The sequence below is a fragment of the Methylosoma difficile genome (assembly GCF_054657615.1).
In genome coordinates this window covers 60608-77809 of record NZ_BAAHYJ010000002.1, presented here as the reverse complement: position 1 = coordinate 77809, position 17202 = coordinate 60608, and the positions used below count along the sequence as shown (strand labels likewise).

14 protein-coding genes are annotated in these 17202 nt (G+C 45.9%); 13 read left to right on the top strand and 1 reads right to left on the bottom strand.

Annotated features, from left to right (window positions below):
* Positions 1-19 precede the first annotated feature (19 nt).
* The 6 genes from ACYQ1O_RS05865 to ACYQ1O_RS05840 all read left to right on the top strand — a co-directional run bounded on the left by ACYQ1O_RS05865 (position 20) and on the right by ACYQ1O_RS05840 (position 6298).
* Positions 20-1060 (top strand): glycosyltransferase family 4 protein, encoded by a 1041-nt coding sequence (locus tag ACYQ1O_RS05865; protein WP_459990719.1) that lies wholly within the window; start codon positions 20-22, stop codon positions 1058-1060.
* On the top strand, positions 1057-1923 hold the full coding sequence (locus tag ACYQ1O_RS05860) for a sulfotransferase domain-containing protein (RefSeq protein WP_459990718.1): 867 nt from the start codon (positions 1057-1059) through the stop codon (positions 1921-1923). The genes ACYQ1O_RS05865 and ACYQ1O_RS05860 overlap by 4 nt, the downstream gene beginning before the upstream one ends.
* Before the next feature lie 36 nt (positions 1924-1959).
* On the top strand, positions 1960-2910 hold the full coding sequence (locus tag ACYQ1O_RS05855) for a sulfotransferase domain-containing protein (protein WP_459990717.1): 951 nt from the start codon (positions 1960-1962) through the stop codon (positions 2908-2910).
* 257 nt (positions 2911-3167) lie between these two features.
* Positions 3168-5219 carry a hypothetical protein gene (locus tag ACYQ1O_RS05850; protein WP_459990716.1) on the top strand — a complete coding sequence of 684 codons (2052 nt, stop codon included), beginning with the start codon at positions 3168-3170 and terminating at the stop codon, positions 5217-5219.
* A 326-nt stretch (positions 5220-5545) separates the two neighbouring features.
* Positions 5546-5917, top strand: coding sequence for a hypothetical protein (locus ACYQ1O_RS05845; RefSeq protein WP_459990715.1), 372 nt, complete (start codon positions 5546-5548; stop codon positions 5915-5917).
* A gap of 117 nt (positions 5918-6034) precedes the next feature.
* Entirely contained in the window at positions 6035-6298 is a 264-nt protein-coding gene (locus tag ACYQ1O_RS05840; protein WP_459990714.1) for an HU family DNA-binding protein, read from the top strand.
* A 114-nt stretch (positions 6299-6412) separates the two neighbouring features.
* Here ACYQ1O_RS05840 and cysS read toward each other — a convergent pair whose 3' ends face one another.
* On the bottom strand, positions 6413-7786 hold the full coding sequence (cysS, locus tag ACYQ1O_RS05835) for a cysteine--tRNA ligase (protein WP_459990713.1): 1374 nt from the start codon (positions 7784-7786) through the stop codon (positions 6413-6415).
* A 209-nt stretch (positions 7787-7995) separates the two neighbouring features.
* Here cysS and ACYQ1O_RS05830 point away from each other — a divergent pair, with 209 nt between their 5' ends.
* The 7 genes from ACYQ1O_RS05830 (at position 7996) to ACYQ1O_RS05800 (ending at position 16898) form a co-directional block, all read left to right on the top strand.
* Positions 7996-8508, top strand: coding sequence for a peptidylprolyl isomerase (locus ACYQ1O_RS05830; RefSeq protein ID WP_459990712.1), 513 nt, complete (start codon positions 7996-7998; stop codon positions 8506-8508).
* 49 nt (positions 8509-8557) lie between these two features.
* Entirely contained in the window at positions 8558-9283 is a 726-nt protein-coding gene (gene lpxH, locus ACYQ1O_RS05825; RefSeq protein ID WP_459990711.1) for a UDP-2,3-diacylglucosamine diphosphatase, read from the top strand.
* A gap of 226 nt (positions 9284-9509) precedes the next feature.
* Complete coding sequence (locus ACYQ1O_RS05820; RefSeq protein WP_459990710.1) at positions 9510-11363, top strand: methanol/ethanol family PQQ-dependent dehydrogenase; 1854 nt, start codon at positions 9510-9512, stop codon at positions 11361-11363.
* Positions 11364-11465: 102 nt separating this feature from the next.
* Entirely contained in the window at positions 11466-12452 is a 987-nt protein-coding gene (locus tag ACYQ1O_RS05815) for an efflux RND transporter periplasmic adaptor subunit (protein ID WP_459990709.1), read from the top strand.
* An 85-nt stretch (positions 12453-12537) separates the two neighbouring features.
* Positions 12538-15276 (top strand): DNA polymerase I, encoded by a 2739-nt coding sequence (gene polA / locus ACYQ1O_RS05810; protein WP_459990708.1) that lies wholly within the window; start codon positions 12538-12540, stop codon positions 15274-15276.
* 214 nt (positions 15277-15490) lie between these two features.
* Positions 15491-16015, top strand: a complete 525-nt coding sequence (locus ACYQ1O_RS05805) for a hypothetical protein (protein ID WP_459990707.1) — start codon at positions 15491-15493, stop codon at positions 16013-16015.
* Positions 16016-16433: 418 nt separating this feature from the next.
* The gene (locus ACYQ1O_RS05800) at positions 16434-16898 is read left to right on the top strand and encodes an REP-associated tyrosine transposase (RefSeq protein ID WP_459990706.1); all 465 of its coding nucleotides are present in this window, start codon (positions 16434-16436) and stop codon (positions 16896-16898) included.
* Positions 16899-17202 lie beyond the last annotated feature (304 nt).

Genomic DNA, 17202 nt, shown 5'->3' with positions numbered 1-17202 from the left:
ATGCAAAGCGCCATACCAAATGTCAATTTACAGCCACCAAGGCGTTAGGGTTTACCGGTCAACTATTTTGTGGCGGGAAAATATGGATTGGCATCCAAAAGATGACAAAATTTTGGACATCTTCAATGAGTTTTTAGAAGTCGAAAAACCAGACTTAGTCCACTTCCATTGCGTACAGCGCTTAACGGCATCTTCGGTTGAGGCTACCCGTAAAGCAAAAATCCCCTACATCATCACATTGCATGACGCTTGGTGGATTTCCGACTACCAATTCTTGGTTGACCAAGAAGGTAAAATATACCCAGAAGGCCACCCAGACCCTTACGAAGAACATGCTTTGCCTAACAACGTCAGCATGATCGAATCGATTGAGAGGTCATTGTATTTAAAAGGTTTGCTACGGGATGCCGAAGCTGCCTTATCCGTTTCTGAATGTTTTGCCGAAATTTACCGTAAAAATGAAATCCCATTAGTGGACGTCAATAAAAATGGTATTTCTGAAAGCGTACAATGGCGTCCAAAAGACACCTCTTATGCAGAAAAAGTGGTTTGCGCACATATTGGCGGCATGGCAGAGCATAAAGGCTACTTCCTGTTACAAGACACCATCATGCAACTGCAACCTAAAAACATCGAAATGCTGGTCGTTGACCACTCAAAATCGCCCGGCGATGTAGTAAAAGCGTTCTGGGGGAAAGTGCCAGTCACATTCATTGGCCCCATCAAACAAAATAAAGTCGTCGATTTATACAATAAAATAGACGTACTTTGTGCCCCCTCCAAATGGCCGGAAAGTTATGGCTTGGTGACTAGAGAAGCCAGTGCATGTGGCTGCTGGGTTGTCACCAGCAACAAAGGTGGCATTGGTGAGGACGTCATAGAAGGAGAATCGGGGTTTGTCTTAGAACCCAACCTGCCTTCACTGGTCGCCTGTTTGGGTAAAATTGACAATGATCCCAAGACATATAAAGACCTTGCCAAAGCGAAAAAGCCTCGACTTGCCTCCGAACAAGTCAAAGAGCTCACGAAATTTTATGCAAACAAAGGACAGAAGAAATGACACAATTTGTAATCGGAATAGGCTCACAAAGAGCCGGATCAACCTTATTACATAGAATTTTAGAGGAATGCACCACCATTTACATGAATCCTGTCAAAGAACTGCATTACTTTGACACGCTTTACAAAGTGCGTAGCGAACAAACTTTACGTACTTTTTCGCTGCGCCAGCTTGAACGCGAAATATCAAATATTTCAGCAGCTACTGACTTTTCATTTATCGATAAACGCTATAAGAATTTTTTACGGACCAATATGTTATTGGCTGTAAAAAAGGTTAACACGATTGATTACATAGATCTTTTTAGACCCTGCGTGATAGACCATAACATTTTGGGCGAAATTACGCCTGAATATATGGTTCTACCAGAAAAAGGCATTAACAAAATGCGTGAAACCGTCGGAAAAGATACAAAGATAATTTTATTGGCAAGAAACCCGGTAAAACGTTTTATTTCAGCATTTAAACTCATGATGATTAATCTGCCGGGTGCTGACATGAGCCAATTTGAAAGCAATCTTCTGTCTATATTAAAAGATGAAAACGAATGGCTCGATATACAAGATTTATTTAACGACTATGAGCTGTCATTAAGCAAATTCCAAAAACATTTTTCGAACGTATTATTTTTAAGCTACGACGATTTATTTGGAAATGTTGAAAAAACCGCCGATAGTTTGTCAGATTTTCTGGGTATATCCGTATCGCTACCGCAATACTATAAACTTATAAATACAAAAGTGAATGCTTTGGACGAAACAAAAGACCTCAGCAGAGAAACTGTAGCTCTATTAGAAAACCGTTATTCGAAACAACAAGCCTATCTTGACAAGGTTTTTGGCGATGGCGGATGCTCTAAATAGCTAACATTTATAAATTCTGAATACTTCTTAAAACTTATGACTACTCCTAAACTAGAAAAACTTCTTGTCTGCGTCGGCGCACAAAAAGCCGGGACAAGTTGGCTACATTCAGTATTAAGTGAAGACAATCGCCTTGCAAAATGCCCTTTTGTCAAAGAAATCCACTATTTTGATTATATTTACAACAATCTTAATCATATAAACAGTTGGCGCGCCTCAAATATCGTTAAACTGTGCAAAAGCCAAGACGTAATCACGACATTTATGTTTGAAGCTTGGTTTTCGGGGAAACGTGAAAGTACATTCATAGACTTCTGCATCCAACATGACATATCACCCATGTTAGCAAGAAGATTCACCTTATTAATGGGTGATCTTAATGATGAATGGTATACCGAATTGCTGAGTTTGCGTAAAAACCAGCTGTGTTCTATAGACATCACACCAGACTATGCGGTCATCGGTTCTGAAGGTTTTAGCCATATGGCAAATATAGCCAATGAAACGTACCTTCTTTTTATTTTAAGGAACCCCGTAGAACGCGCGTGGTCTGGATTACTACAAGGCAAAAAAAGAACCCCTGGAGGGGTTGAAGGCTTTTTTGATAAATACGGCAATAATATCGACCTGTTATTTGAACGTTGCACTGAGCAACTTGACGTAAAAAAGAGAAATAACTATCTAAAATCGCTACAAGATATTCATGAAGCAGGCCTAAAGGACAAATTGCTCATCAAATTCTACGACGACATTAAAGAAGACCCCGCCAAGTTGATCGGCGATATTTATGCGTTTATCGATGTTCCTGCACCCGACATGGAAATTTTTTCAAACACATTGGGCGCAAGAGTTTACGAAACCAAAAAAGCACCTATGCCTGAAGAGCTTGAATTAAGGCTAAAAGCTCATTTTAAAGAGATGGTAGCAACCATTAATGGCAAATTTATTAACGTACCGAATGCATGGCTGGAATATTTCGAACTTTAGCCAAAAGTATTTATTGTTACTAAATACAATATTAATTTAAACAACTAGGAATTCTTTTACCGTAACACCATAAACCTCTTACAAAAAACTCGGTTGTAGATGTATAAGTATGCCAGTGAATACGCCCTATAAGCGAGTTTCTTACATGATGACTTATTGCTAAGCGTTTATCATTATTAAATAACCTAACCGACAACCCAAAGGCTCGTCGCATTTTAACCTAAGCCGAAATAAAATAGCCTGATGAGCCAATTAAAATGCCAAAACTTCAATTAGCGCGCTACGTTTTTCCGTTTATTGGACTATTAATGCCCATCAATGGAAAAACCGTTTTAGCCGCACCTCCAAAGACTCCAGAAACCTTCCCAGCGGCGATGACTTTTCGTGCCTTTGATAACACAAAATACGGCAGCATAGCGTTTGAACAACGACTAGAAAATCAAGCACCCTTTTCTTTTATCCATGCTCCAGGCAATGAAAAAAAAGCCAAAGCGGTACACGATAGATGGCCCGATAAAATCGTGACTGTTCAAGATGCTTATGGCGGCATTAATGAACATGATTTTTCCGAAGTATGGCCTGGGCATTTGCTTTACAAACAAGGCACGCTGCTCAGCCAAAACATATCCCCAGAAGATACTGTCTTCACCGTAACGGCCCCCAATCTTATCGCCAATAACCAACAAATAATAAAACGCACTAACAAAAGCTTTCCGTATGCATTGGTTATTTACGCGCTGAACCCATCCGGAAAACCAGACTGGTCAAAAGCTGAACACGTTGCTCTCACAGGTATGGACGGCAATAAAATCAGGGTAGAGCGAGGCCAATGGAACAGCCGCCGCCTAGCCTTTAAAGCCGGACAAACCGTTGTTGCCGCACACATGATGTTCTGGACACAACAATGGCAACTCAACTTCAGCCTACACTGCCCCCGTGGTGGTCCGCAAAACCTAACGGCAGCCGAATGGTTTGCCCAAAAAGCAGCCCAAAAAGTCATCAATTCAAAAGCAGATGGGGTAGAGTTTGATGTCGCGCGCTGGACATGGGGCTTTCCTTTAGCCAATCCTATGGATGTCAATAACGATTTGATAGCGGATTATGGCTATATTGATGGAGTAAACAGTTTTGGACTGGGCGGACAAGTTTTTTTCCGTGAATTACGAAAACAACTTGGAACTGAAAAAATCATCCAAGCTGACAGCAACGACGCACAAACAGGTATGCGCGGCTGGCAATTTTTAAATGGCGTGCAAATGGAATCTTTCCCTGCCGCTAATGACTTCAACCGTTTCTCACAAGCATTCGGTCATTTGCGTTTATGGGTTGAAAACGCCGGCATGGCCCCACATCTAAGCTACCCCTTTACAAAAACCCCAACAACCCTATTCGCCAACGACCATACCGGCAACAGTGGGAATGCCGATTACCGCTTCCGAATAGGCTTGGCATCAGCATGCCTATTAGGAATGCCACACCCTTTTGCAAACCTAAAAGACATCGGTTTTGATCCAGCCAATGCCAAACATGGCGGCGGGCGCAACGAAGAGTTTGGAGTCTTTAAATGGGACGAATACCATGGTGGTAACTTACAAAATTGGCATTGGCTAGGCCGCCCGATAGAAAACGAACAACAGCATTTGAGCGATTTAGACAAAACGGACTTGCTGTCCGAACAAGATTGGCAATGGTCTAACCAAGAAGGCTTTAAGGCCGAATTCAGTCAGAACAAAACGCTACATTCCGCCAAGGTCACCTACATTCCAGACAATATATTGCCCGAAAAAAGATTTTTTGGAACCCTACTTTCAACCCAAAACGGGGTTAAAAACTTAACACCAGGGCAAGAGTACACACTAGAATTCGATGCCCGTGGCGATGACACTTGGCAGTATGCAGGACAAGTTTTTGAAAAAGTACCCCGCATGTTGACCATTAGCGGCGCCGAACCATCGGGCAAAAACCAACACCCTCTGTCGGTATTAGTTGATTCAAGACCAAGGCATTACCGCGTAAGCTTTGTTGCCGATGGCTCACCTGCCGCTAAATTTGGTATCTCAGAGCAAATCGGAAGCACGGAAATAAGCAACATCAAACTTTATAAAGGCAGTGCGGAGAGATGGTCACGCGAGTTTGAAAACGGCATGGTGCTACTCAACATGACCAAAAACCCTTGGATATTCAAGTTAAAAAAAGACACCTTTCAACATCTAAAAGGTGATCAAAATATCAATATAAACAATGGCAAACCCATTGAAGATGAAGTCATTGTCCCCGCCCAGGATGCTGTTTTTCTGGCAAAACACTAATATTTCACAAACAGGCTTTGCATTTTCAGCCCCCCTTTATTTCCAAATCAAACCCTTTCAAATCTTTCAAATAACGTCCGAAAAAAATTAAACTCCTGTAAAAACAAGCCCCATTTTGGCATCGGCAACCATAAAGCCGGACGGCAGCTGCATTCCCCTCCCATAGCAAACTAAGCACCGCCTTTCCTTAAACGAATAAAGCATGCTTGCCAAAAAACCCAACACTACTACAACTCGCTATTGGCTAGACATAAGATTTGAAAAAGTTAATCTTTGCTTTTTATTAAAAAATAAGGCAATATATTGCCCGAAAACAAGGAAAAATTATGCATTTTCGTATTAGAAAAAATGTCATCCAACTCATACGAGTAACGTATGACAAAAGCAAAAAAAAAGGCAGCAATGCCATTATTGGAACCGTGCCATTGGCGGAAACCACGCTTTCGGAAGATTTGCAAAAACTGCTTAGCCAAGACGAAATTGCCGCTTACGAAAGCTGGGTACGCAAGCACAATCGGCTCGATATATTAAGGGCGGAGTTTGCGGCATTAACGTTAGCTGAAAATTTGGCAACCGCAGAAAAATGGTTTGAACGTGAAGGCAACTCAAACCCCATTGCCAAAACGACTGCCACCGAAATTGTCCAACAATGGCATTCCATGAGAAAAATATTTGTAAAAATGGGACTACTTGACTAATTGCCCGTATTCAAGAGCATTCTTCAATTTACCGAAGAACGATGAAAAACCGCAAAGACAACAAGCGTAAAAACCAGAAACCAAAAACCACCAGCAATACCAACCAAAGGACACAAAATGAAACCTATCGAAATCGTAGAACTTATCAAAGCCGAAAACCCAGAATTGCTTGGCAAAATGACCGACAAAAAAGCAGCAAGCATTGTTCGCGCAACATTGGCACAACTGAAACAGCAAATTAATGAAGTTGAAGAAGGCCCGTTAAAAGTGGGTGGCTTTGGAAGATTCCAAGTTCGTAACAAAGAAAAAGAGAAAGACGGCGAAATGGTTAAAATCAAAACAGTAACCTTTATTGCCAGCAAACCCAAAGCTGCCGAGTAATCCCTCTCTTTTAAAAAGCCATATCAAACAGGTAGTGCCGATTTTCTTAATCCAACACTACCTGTTCCCACCCTCAAAAAAAGAAGCTTCCGCCAACGCTTGGCAGCTTTACTGCTAGACCTCACGCCGCCAAGTGGTTGTACCATTTGGCGCATCCTCCAAAATAATGCCTTGCGCTTTCAATTCATCGCGGATTTGATCTGCCAACGCCCAATTCTTCGCTTTTTTAGCATCAATACGCGCTTGGATTTGTTGACTGATGGCTTCATCGGCATCACCTTGCAGGAAACTATCGGCATCTGTTTGCAAAATACCTAGCAAACCGCCCAGCTTGCGCAAAGTTGCCGCCAGTCCGGCGCATTTTTCGGTTTCATTGGCTTGTTTGGCGGTATTCAGTTCACGCGCCAAATCAAACAGCACGGATAAGGCGACGGGGGTGTTGAAATCGTCGTCCATCGCTTGTTCGAAGCGGCTTAAATAATCGGCATTCATCGGCGCATCATCTGTTTCCAATCCACGCAACGCTGTGTACAAGCGTGTCAATGCCACACCAGCTTCATTCAATTGTTCGTCCGAATAATTAAGCGGGCTGCGGTAATGGCTTAATAAAATAAAAAAGCGGATGACTTCCGGTTTGTATATTTTCAGCACTTCGCGCACGGTGAAAAAATTACCCAAGGATTTGGACATTTTTTCTTCGTTGACGCGGACAAAGCCGTTATGCATCCAGACGTTTACAAACTTTTCACCCGTCGCGCCTTCGGATTGGGCGATTTCATTTTCATGGTGCGGGAATTGCAAATCCATACCGCCACCGTGGATGTCGAAATGATTGCCCAAACAGCAAGTGGACATCGCCGAACATTCGATATGCCAGCCAGGACGACCCAAGCCCCAAGGTGATTGCCAGGCCGGTTCATCGGGTTTTGCCATTTTCCACAAGACAAAATCCAACGGGTCTTGTTTGGCGTGGTCAATATCGACGCGCTCACCAGCTTGCAGGTCTTCCAAATTTTTACCGGACAATTGCCCGTAATTGGCAAATTTGCTGACCGAATAAAATACGTCACCATTGCCGCCTACATAAGCCAAACCATTACCAATTAAGGTTTCGATCATGGCAATAATGTCGGGGATGGATTGCGTGGCTTTGGGTTCGTGGTCAGGCGGCAGCACCGACAAGGCGCGCTCGTCTTCGTGCATGGCATCGATAAAACGCTCGGTTAAGGCGGTAAATTCTTCGCCGTTTTCATTAGCACGATGGATAATTTTGTCGTCAATATCGGTGATATTGCGGACGTAGGTCAGCGCATAGCCGGAATGGCGCAAATAACGCGCCACCGTGTCAAACACGACCATGACGCGGGCGTGTCCGATATGGCAATAATCATAAACCGTCATGCCGCAGACATACATGCCGACTTGTCCCGCTACGCGTGGCTGGAACGGTTCTTTTTTGCGGGTCAGGGTGTTATAAATTTTCAACATAAAGGCAATAATCGAAAGGGCTGTCGTTAAACCGCACAGGGATAGCGGCAAATGGCAGCCAATTTACCAAGCGTATACTTCTCTTTCAAGCTAAAAACACCTAAAATCTTGGGTCTTTCATTAAAGTGCAAGGATCATTTATGCGCGCTCCCATTTTGGGCCTGCTGCTCGTCTTTACATCAACCCTCTCTTTTGCAACGGAAAACAAAATGTCACAAACAAACACACAAGTTAAATTGACCACCACATTAGGCACAATCGTCATCCAATTGGATACCGAAAAAGCGCCTGTGTCATCGGCAAACTTCTTAACTTATGTCAACGAAGGCTTTTATAACGGTACGATTTTCCATCGCATCATCCCAGGCTTTATGGCGCAAGGCGGCGGCTTTGATAACAGCTTTAAACAAAAAGCCACCCACACCACCATTAAAAACGAAGCGGATAACGGTTTGACCAACAAACGCGGCACTATCGCAATGGCGCGCACATCGGATCCGCACTCCGCCACCGCACAATTCTTTATCAACTACAAAGACAACGGCTTTTTAAACTTTACCAGCCCAAGCGGCAACGGCTGGGGCTATGCTGTATTTGGTGAAGTGGTTGAAGGCATGGATGTAGTTGATGCCATGGCCAAAGAACCCACCGGCAACCGTGGCGGCCACCAAGACGTACCCAAAACGGACATCGTGATCGAAAAAGCCGAAGTCGTCGAGTAAGCTCCTCTAAGGCGTGCAGCCACTGCGCGCCTTTTATCCCCTATCCTTTATGAATCAAGACATCCTGTTCATTTCCGATTTACACTTGTCGCTGGACAAGCCCGACATCACCCGCCGCTTCCTTAATTTTCTGCAAACCCGCGCCACACAGGCCAAAGCCGTCTACATTTTGGGCGATTTGTTCGATGCTTGGGTTGGCGATGACGATTTCACGCCACCGAACGGAAAAATCCGCAAGCAGCTAAAAAAGTTGACCGGCGCCGGTATTTTTGTCGGCCTGCAATTGGGCAATCGAGATTTCTTATTAGGCCAACGCTTTTGCCAAGCAACGGGAGTAACGCTTTTGGATGATGAGGTGGTTATCGATCTGTTTGGCACGCCCACCTTGCTGATGCACGGCGATTTGCTCTGTACCGATGACCTGCCCTACCAAGCATTTCGGGAAAAATCCCATACGCCGGCGTGGCAAGCAGACGTTTTGTCGAAACCGCTGCTGGTCCGGCTATTGTTTGCACGCTGGTACCGGCTAAGAAGCTTTTTCCATAAACGCAACAAAAGCCAAGACATTATGGACGTCAACCCGCAAACCGTCGTTGCCACGATGCAAAAACACCAGGTACTACGCTTGATTCATGGGCACACGCATCGCCCGAATGTCCACGACATCAAGATAGGCCCGCAAGACGCGCAACGGTTTGTACTGGCAGCGTGGCGCAAAGAGGCCGGAGAAATTCTATGCTGGTCTGCTGACGGGTATAAAATTGAGGTTATTTAGCAGCTTAACAAATCGACCCGAACAGGCAAAAGGGCTGCAAACAGATTCAGCTTGGATTAACACTTATTAAATATTGACATTTTAGGCAAAATCATTAAATCTAGGCACTTGGCATGAAAAATTCCTGTATACGAGGAATGTTAAAAATCAGCCAAAAAACTAATATTAGTCTAAAAAACATAAATCAGTATTTTGTTAAACGACAAAGTACCAGGAGAAAAAAAATATGAAGAAGCCTTTACAAAGTTGGTTGCTTGCTTCTAGTGTAGCTGCTTTATTGGCCGCGCCAGCAATTTCAACCGCTAACAGTGGTGTTGAAAAATTAACCCAAAACCCAGCAAACTGGGCAACTTGGGGCGGTAACTACGCAGGTACCCGTTACAGCGAATTGAAAGAAATCAACGCCAGCAACGTAAAAACCCTGCAACCAGCTTGGTCTTTCTCCACTGGTGTATTGCGTGGTCATGAAGGCGGCCCATTGGTTGTTGACGATGTACTTTATATCCACACACCATTCCCTAACACTGTTTACGCTATCGATCAAAGCACCCAATCTGTTATCTGGGAATTCACTCCACAACAAGACGCTGACGTAACCATCCCTGTGATGTGCTGCGACACCGTTAACCGTGGTTTGGCTTACGGCGACGGCAAAATCTTCGTACAACAATCCAACACCGTATTGACAGCTTTAGATGCTAAAACTGGCAAACGCGTATGGAGCGTACAAAACGGCGACCCAAAATTGGGTATGACCAATACTAACGCCCCTTTAGTTGTTAAAGACAAAGTCTTAACCGGTATTTCCGGTGGTGAGTTTGGTGTTCGCGGCTTCTTGGCTGCTTACGACATCAAAACCGGCAAATTGGCTTGGAAAGGCTATAGCATCGGTCCAGATAAAGACACTTTAATCGACCCTAAAAAAACCACTACTTGGGAAGACGGTAAAGTCACTCCAGTTGGCGCAAATTCTTCTACCAGCACTTGGGAAGGCGACCAATGGAAAATCGGTGGCGGTACAACTTGGGGCTGGTACAGCTACGACCCTAAATTGAACTTGGTTTACTACGGATCAGGCAACCCATCGACTTGGAACCCAGTACAACGTCCTGGCGACAACAAATGGTCTATGTCATTGTGGGCACGTGATGCTGACACAGGCGCCGTAAAATGGGTTTACCAAATGACTCCACACGATGAGTGGGATTTTGACGGTATCAACGAAACCGTTTTGGTTGACCAAGAAGTAAAAGGCAAAATGCACAAAACTATCGTGCATTTCGACCGTAACGGCTTTGGCTACACTTTGGACCGTGAAAATGGCGAATTGTTAGTTGCTGAAAAATTCGACAAATCTGTTAACTGGGCAACTCACGTTGACATGAAAACAGGCCGTCCACAAGTCGTATCTAAATACAGTACTGAACAAAACGGTGAAGACGTCAACACCACTGGCGCTTGCCCAGCGGCGTTAGGTTCTAAAAACCAACAACCTGTTTCTTACTCTCCACAAACTGGCTTGTTCTATATCTCAGGCAACCACCTGTGTATGGACTACGAACCATTCGAAGTGTCTTACACTGCTGGTCAACCTTACGTAGGTGCTACGCTGAGCATGATGCCAGCCGGTGCTGACGCAATAACAGGCAAACCAGACGACACTACCAACTTGGGCCAATTCACTGCGTATGACGCTAAAACAGGCAAAATTGCTTGGTCAAACAAAGAGCAATTCTCAGTTTGGTCGGGTTCTGTTGCTACTGCCGGCGGCGTTGTATTCTACGGCACACTGGAAGGCTACTTGAAAGCAGTTGATGCAAAAACCGGCAAAGAATTGTACAAATTCAAAACCCCATCAGGCATCATCGGCAACGTCAATACTTGGTCTTACAACGGCAAACAATATGTTGGCGTATTGTCAGGTATTGGTGGCTGGGCAGGTATCGGTATCGCGGCTGGTTTGGACGACGGTACAGATGCATCTGGTTCAGAAGGTCTGGGTGCCGTTGGTGCATACAGAAGCTTGAACTCTTACACCAAATTGGGCGGTACTTTAACCGTATTCGCTCTGCCTAACTAATCACAACTGATTAATTAAGCTTTGGTCAAAAAGCCCCGGTTGAGCATTCAACCGGGGCTTTTTTTTGGCAAGCATTTGCAGTTAACAAACGCATCATCGACTATGAAACTTCCACTGACCCTTTTATTGCTAATCTGTGGACTCAACCACCCCACACAAGCCGACACCGACGAGCAAACACCGTCAACACCCGAAAACCAAGCGGTTACCATCAACAGCGCAGCACAACAACTCTCCGGCATCACCACCCTCACCTTAAAAGCCACCCAGCATCAGCAGGAAGTGAATGGTTATGGCAAAGCCATCAGCCTGCAACCCTTGCTGAATTTACGTAACCGTTACCGTAGCGCACTAGCTGCGGCAAATTTCGCCAATGCCCACCTGAAACAAGCCGAACAATTCCTTAACCGGCAACAAGAACTCTACAAAAACGGCATATCCGCACAACGGCAGCTACAAGACCAACAATTACAATGGCAAAATGCCCATGCCGAAAGCATTACCGCCAGCCAGCAAATGCAAGCCATCAAAGAAGAAGCCCTTATCGGCTGGGGCAAGGTTTTGACCGAGTGGGCGTTAGCCGATACATCAGCACACTTGGATGACTTCATTACAGGTAAACGCAGCCTGCTGCAAATCAGCTTGCCCGCCAACACCTTGCTGAACAATGACCCCACCACCATCGCCATTGGCGTAACCGGTGAACGCAACCAAGCGCAAACCGCCACGCTCATTGCCAAAGCCCCGCAAAGCCTGGGCAACGAACAAGGCAACAACTATTTTTACCAAACGAATGGCGATAACATCCGCATCGGCATGAAAATCAGCGCCTGGCTACCCACGGCACAGTATCAGACCGGCGTTGTCATTCCCCAATCATCCTTAGTGTGGTCGCAATCACAAGCCTTGGTCTATATCAAAAACGACCAACAACAATTTAGCCCGCGACCTATCAACCAATATACCGCCAGCAAAGACGGCTATTTTGTCAGCGACAACCTGGCTGCGGACGAGGAAATCGTCGTCACCGGCGCACAAATGCTTTTGTCCGCCCAGCAAAAACAAGCGCCAACAGGCGATGACGACTAAAACCTAAGCAAATCCCGACAAGCAATTGCCACTCAAATTGCCAAAAATGCTACCCTAGCCTTTTCCCTTTTTTAGCTGACCGACTATGCCCCAAGACACCACTAAACGCCTCATCCTGGTTGATGGCTCATCGTTCCTGTTCCGCGCCTACCACGCCATTCCGCCACTGACCGGCCCCAGCGGCATTCCCACCAACGCCATTCACGGTGTGACCAACATGCTGCGGAAACTGATTGCCGATTACCACAGCGATTACATCACCGTGGTGTTCGACGCGCCGGGCAAAACCTTCCGCAACGACTTATACGACCAATACAAAGCCAACCGTCCACCGATGCCAGATGATTTGCGCGTGCAAATCGAGCCGTTGCACCACATCATCCGCGCCATGGGTTTGCCGTTGATTATCGAAAAAGGCATCGAAGCCGACGACGTGCTGGGCATCTTGGCCTGCCACGCGGTTGAGCTGGGTTACAGTGTCATCATCTCCACAGGCGATAAGGACATGGCGCAATTGGTCAACGAGCAGATCATCCTAGAAAACACCATGACCAACACCCGCCTAGACGTGCAAGGCGTGATCGACAAATTCGGTGTCAGGCCGGATCAGATCATTGACTACTTGGCCCTGATTGGCGATACCGTTGATAACATCCCCGGCGTACCCAAAGTCGGCCCGAAAACCGCTGCGAAATGGTTGGAAGAGTATCAAACCCTAGAAAACCTCATCGCCCATGCCGATGACATCAAAGGCAAAATTGGCGAAAACCTCCGCAACAGCTTGCCGCAACTGCCGCTCTCCAAACAACTGACCACTATCCGTTGCGATTTAGCATTGTCGTACCACATGGACGATCTAAAACAACAACCGATGGACAAGCCGGAGCTGAAACATCTGCTCAGCGATTTAGGTTTTTCCTCGTGGATCAAACAACTCGACAGCACACCTGCCTACAACCCGAAACCCGTACCCGCTCAAGCCGACTTGCTCGACGAACCCGAACAACCGGAAACCCTCGTCAGCGATTACCAAACCATCCTCACCGAAGCACACTTCAACGACTGGCTGGATAAACTGTCACACGCCGACTTGTTCGCTTTTGATACCGAAACCACCAGCCTCGACTACAGCAAAGCCCGCATCGTCGGCGTATCGTTTGCGGTAACACCGGGCGAAGCCGCCTACCTGCCCTTGGCGCACGACTACCCCGGCGCACCCGACCAGCTCGACCGCGACCAGTGCCTAGAAAAATTGCGCCCGCTGTTGGAAAACCCCGCCCAAGCCAAACTAGGGCAAAATCTGAAATACGACAGCCATGTCCTCGCCAACCACGGCATTGCCCTGCGCGGCATCGCCCAAGATACCATGCTGGAATCCTATGTGGTCAACAGCACTGGCAGGCACAACATGGACGATCTGGCGAAAAAATATTTAGGCGTTGACACCATCCACTACGAAGACGTGGCGGGCAAAGGCGCGAAACAAATCGGCTTTTCCGAAGTGTCCATCGAACAAGCCACACCTTACGCCGCCGAAGATGCCGACATCACCTTGCGCCTGCATCAGGTTTTGCACAGCCAACTGCAACAACAACCACGTTTGCTAAGCCTATACACCGACATGGAAATGCCGCTGCTCAGCGTCTTGGCGCGCATTGAACGCAACGGCGTATTGATCGACACCGACATGCTCGCCCAACAAAGCCTCGAACTCGCCAGCCAATTGATTAGCATCGAACAACACGCCCACCACTTGGCGGGGCGGGTGTTTAACCTTGGCTCGCCCAAGCAAATCCAAGAAATTCTCTACGACGAACAAAAACTGCCGATACTGAAAAAAACCCCCAAAGGCCAGCCGTCCACCGACGAATCGGTGCTGCAAGAATTGGCACTGGATTACCCTTTGCCCAAGCAGATTTTGGAATACCGCAGCTTAAGCAAACTGAAATCCACCTACATCGACAAACTGCCGCAGCAGGTCGATAACCAAACCGGACGCGTGCATACCTCGTACCACCAAGCCGTTGCCGCCACCGGACGCTTGTCGTCATCCGACCCCAACCTGCAAAACATCCCCATCCGCAGTGAAGAAGGCCGCAAAATCCGCCAAGCCTTTATCGCGCCTGCGGGCTATAAAATCGTCGCCGCCGACTATTCGCAAATTGAACTGCGCATCATGGCGCATCTATCCGCCGATGCTGGCTTGCTGAAAGCCTTTTCCGACGGTGAAGACGTGCATCGCGCCACCGCCGCCGAAGTGTTTGGCGTTGCCCCCGACCAAGTCACCAACGACTTGCGCCGCTCCGCCAAAGCCATCAACTTCGGGCTGATTTACGGCATGTCCTCGTTCGGCCTCGCCGGACAACTCGGCATCACCCGCAGCCAAGCGCAAGCCTACATCGACCTGTATTTCGCCCGTTATCCCGGCGTAAAAAACTACATGGACACCATCCGCGTCCTCGCCCGCGAACAAGGCTATGTCGAAACCCTGTTCGGTCGCCGCCTGTACCTGCCGGAAATCAACGCCCGCAACGCCGCCCTGCGCCAATACGCCGAACGCACCGCCATCAACGCCCCCATGCAAGGCACCGCCGCCGACATCATCAAACGCGCCATGATCGCCACCGACCATTGGCTACAAACCGACCAACCCCACGCCAAAATGATTATGCAAGTGCATGACGAACTGGTGTTTGAAATTGCCGAGGACTGTTTGGAGGAGTGTATTGCTAAGATACGCGGGCTAATGTGCGCTGCGGCAGAATTGGCTGTGCCGTTGGTGGTTGATGTGGGAGTTGGCGGGAATTGGGATGAGGCGCATTGAGTTTTTGGGGTTTTTGATTGACTTGTTAGTATGGGGAGTTTTGGTTTGTATAAAACAGGCTAATATAATTATTGATTGTGTCGAATTATTTTGCTATTTTCTTGATTCGAAAACTAGCGGAATAAGTTATACACCGATTTTTGAATTTTCATACGCATCTTAAGGTGTCTCTTTAACGTTAGGCAATAATAGCAATCTTTTTCTATAAAAAATAATGCTCTTAACCAAATCAATTAAAAAAAATATCGTTCTGTATTTGTTAGTGGTAACTTCAGGGTCAGCATTTGCCATCACTGAACAAAAGCACGGTGTTCGTTATCTTGAATTCATTCAGAAACCATGTGCGGAATTAAGTAAATTATTGGGTGATATTAATCTAACAACAGATTTTGATGCTAACGGTAATATCTTGCCTGATGATAATTCCTTTCGGCAGTGTTTCATTTCTTCAATCGACCTAAATGAAGATGGTATTGATGAAATTATTCTTAATTTCGTTCATGGCTGTGGTTCTCATGGCTGTCTTATTAGCGTCCTTCAGAAAAGTAAAAACTTTGGTTTTCATAACATCATTGATGGAGATTCAAGCGGAATTATATCTAACAGCAATATTCAAATTTCTTGTAACAAATCGGAAGGCTACCATGATTTACTTTTCTACGATGCAAACAAAAAATCACGTTCGATTTGGCAATGGAACGGTAAATCATATGAGTATTCCAAATCAATTAGAAAATAGGAGAAAAAAATATGTCAAAAACATATCAAAATTTGTTAGATGCCATTGGAGATAGGGAGTCCGCTGGAAGAGGTGGCTACCAAGATCAAAACAGTTATGGATTCATAGGAAGATACCAGTTCGGTGAATCTGTTCTTAAAGATATAGGGTTTTATATAGAAAATACAAACCCAAACTATAATAATAATGATTGGTCTGGATCATGGACTACAGCATCAGGAGTCAGCAGTAAAGCTCGTAGGGTGTATAAGCGAAGCGTCATACACCACATCGGGATTACCAACCAATCACTGCAAACGGATTTACCGCTCCCCGTTATTCATTCCTGCCATAAATTGACCCTACATGGCGCGTTATCTATTCACAATTCGGTGTATGGCGCTTCGCTTATACACCCTACTTTGTTCTTTGGGGATTTATGTCTAACTATGTCCGCTACCGCGTTCCGGGTGGATGTTATTTTTTCACTGTTAATTTGCTGGATCGAAAAAAACATCTGTTAACTGAACACATCGACCTATTGCGCGATTCCTTCCGCACGGTTAAACAACAACGCCCCTTTCATATTGATGCCATTGTGGTATTGCCCGAACATTTACATTGCATATTGACTTTACCTGAAGGCGATGATGATTTTTCAGGCCGTTGGCGGGCGATTAAAAAAACCTTTTCCAAGCAATTGCCGATTACTGAGCATCGTTCTGATGTGCGTCTAAAACGTCATGAGCGCGGAATCTGGCAACGCCGTTTTTGGGAACATGCCCTGCGCGATGAATTGGATTATGCCAGACATGTTGATTACATCCATTACAATCCCGTAAAGCATGGTTGGGTGGAACGGGCAGCCGATTGGCAATATTCCAGCTTTCACCGCTTCGTTTAGCGGGGCATTTATCCGCCGGACTGGGGGTTATCTATTGATTTGGATTATGATTTTGATAAATCCTAGTGCGTAGGGTGTATAAGCGAAGCGCCATACACCGCATCGAAATCACCAATCACGGCAAACGGATTTACCACTCCTCTTCATTCATTCCTGCCATGAATTGACCCTACATGGCGTGTTGTCTATTCACAACTTGGTGTATGGCGCTTCGCTTATACACCCTACTTTGTTCTTTGAGGATTTATGTCTAACTATGTCCGCTACCGCGTTCCGGGTGGATGTTATTTTTTCACTGTTAATT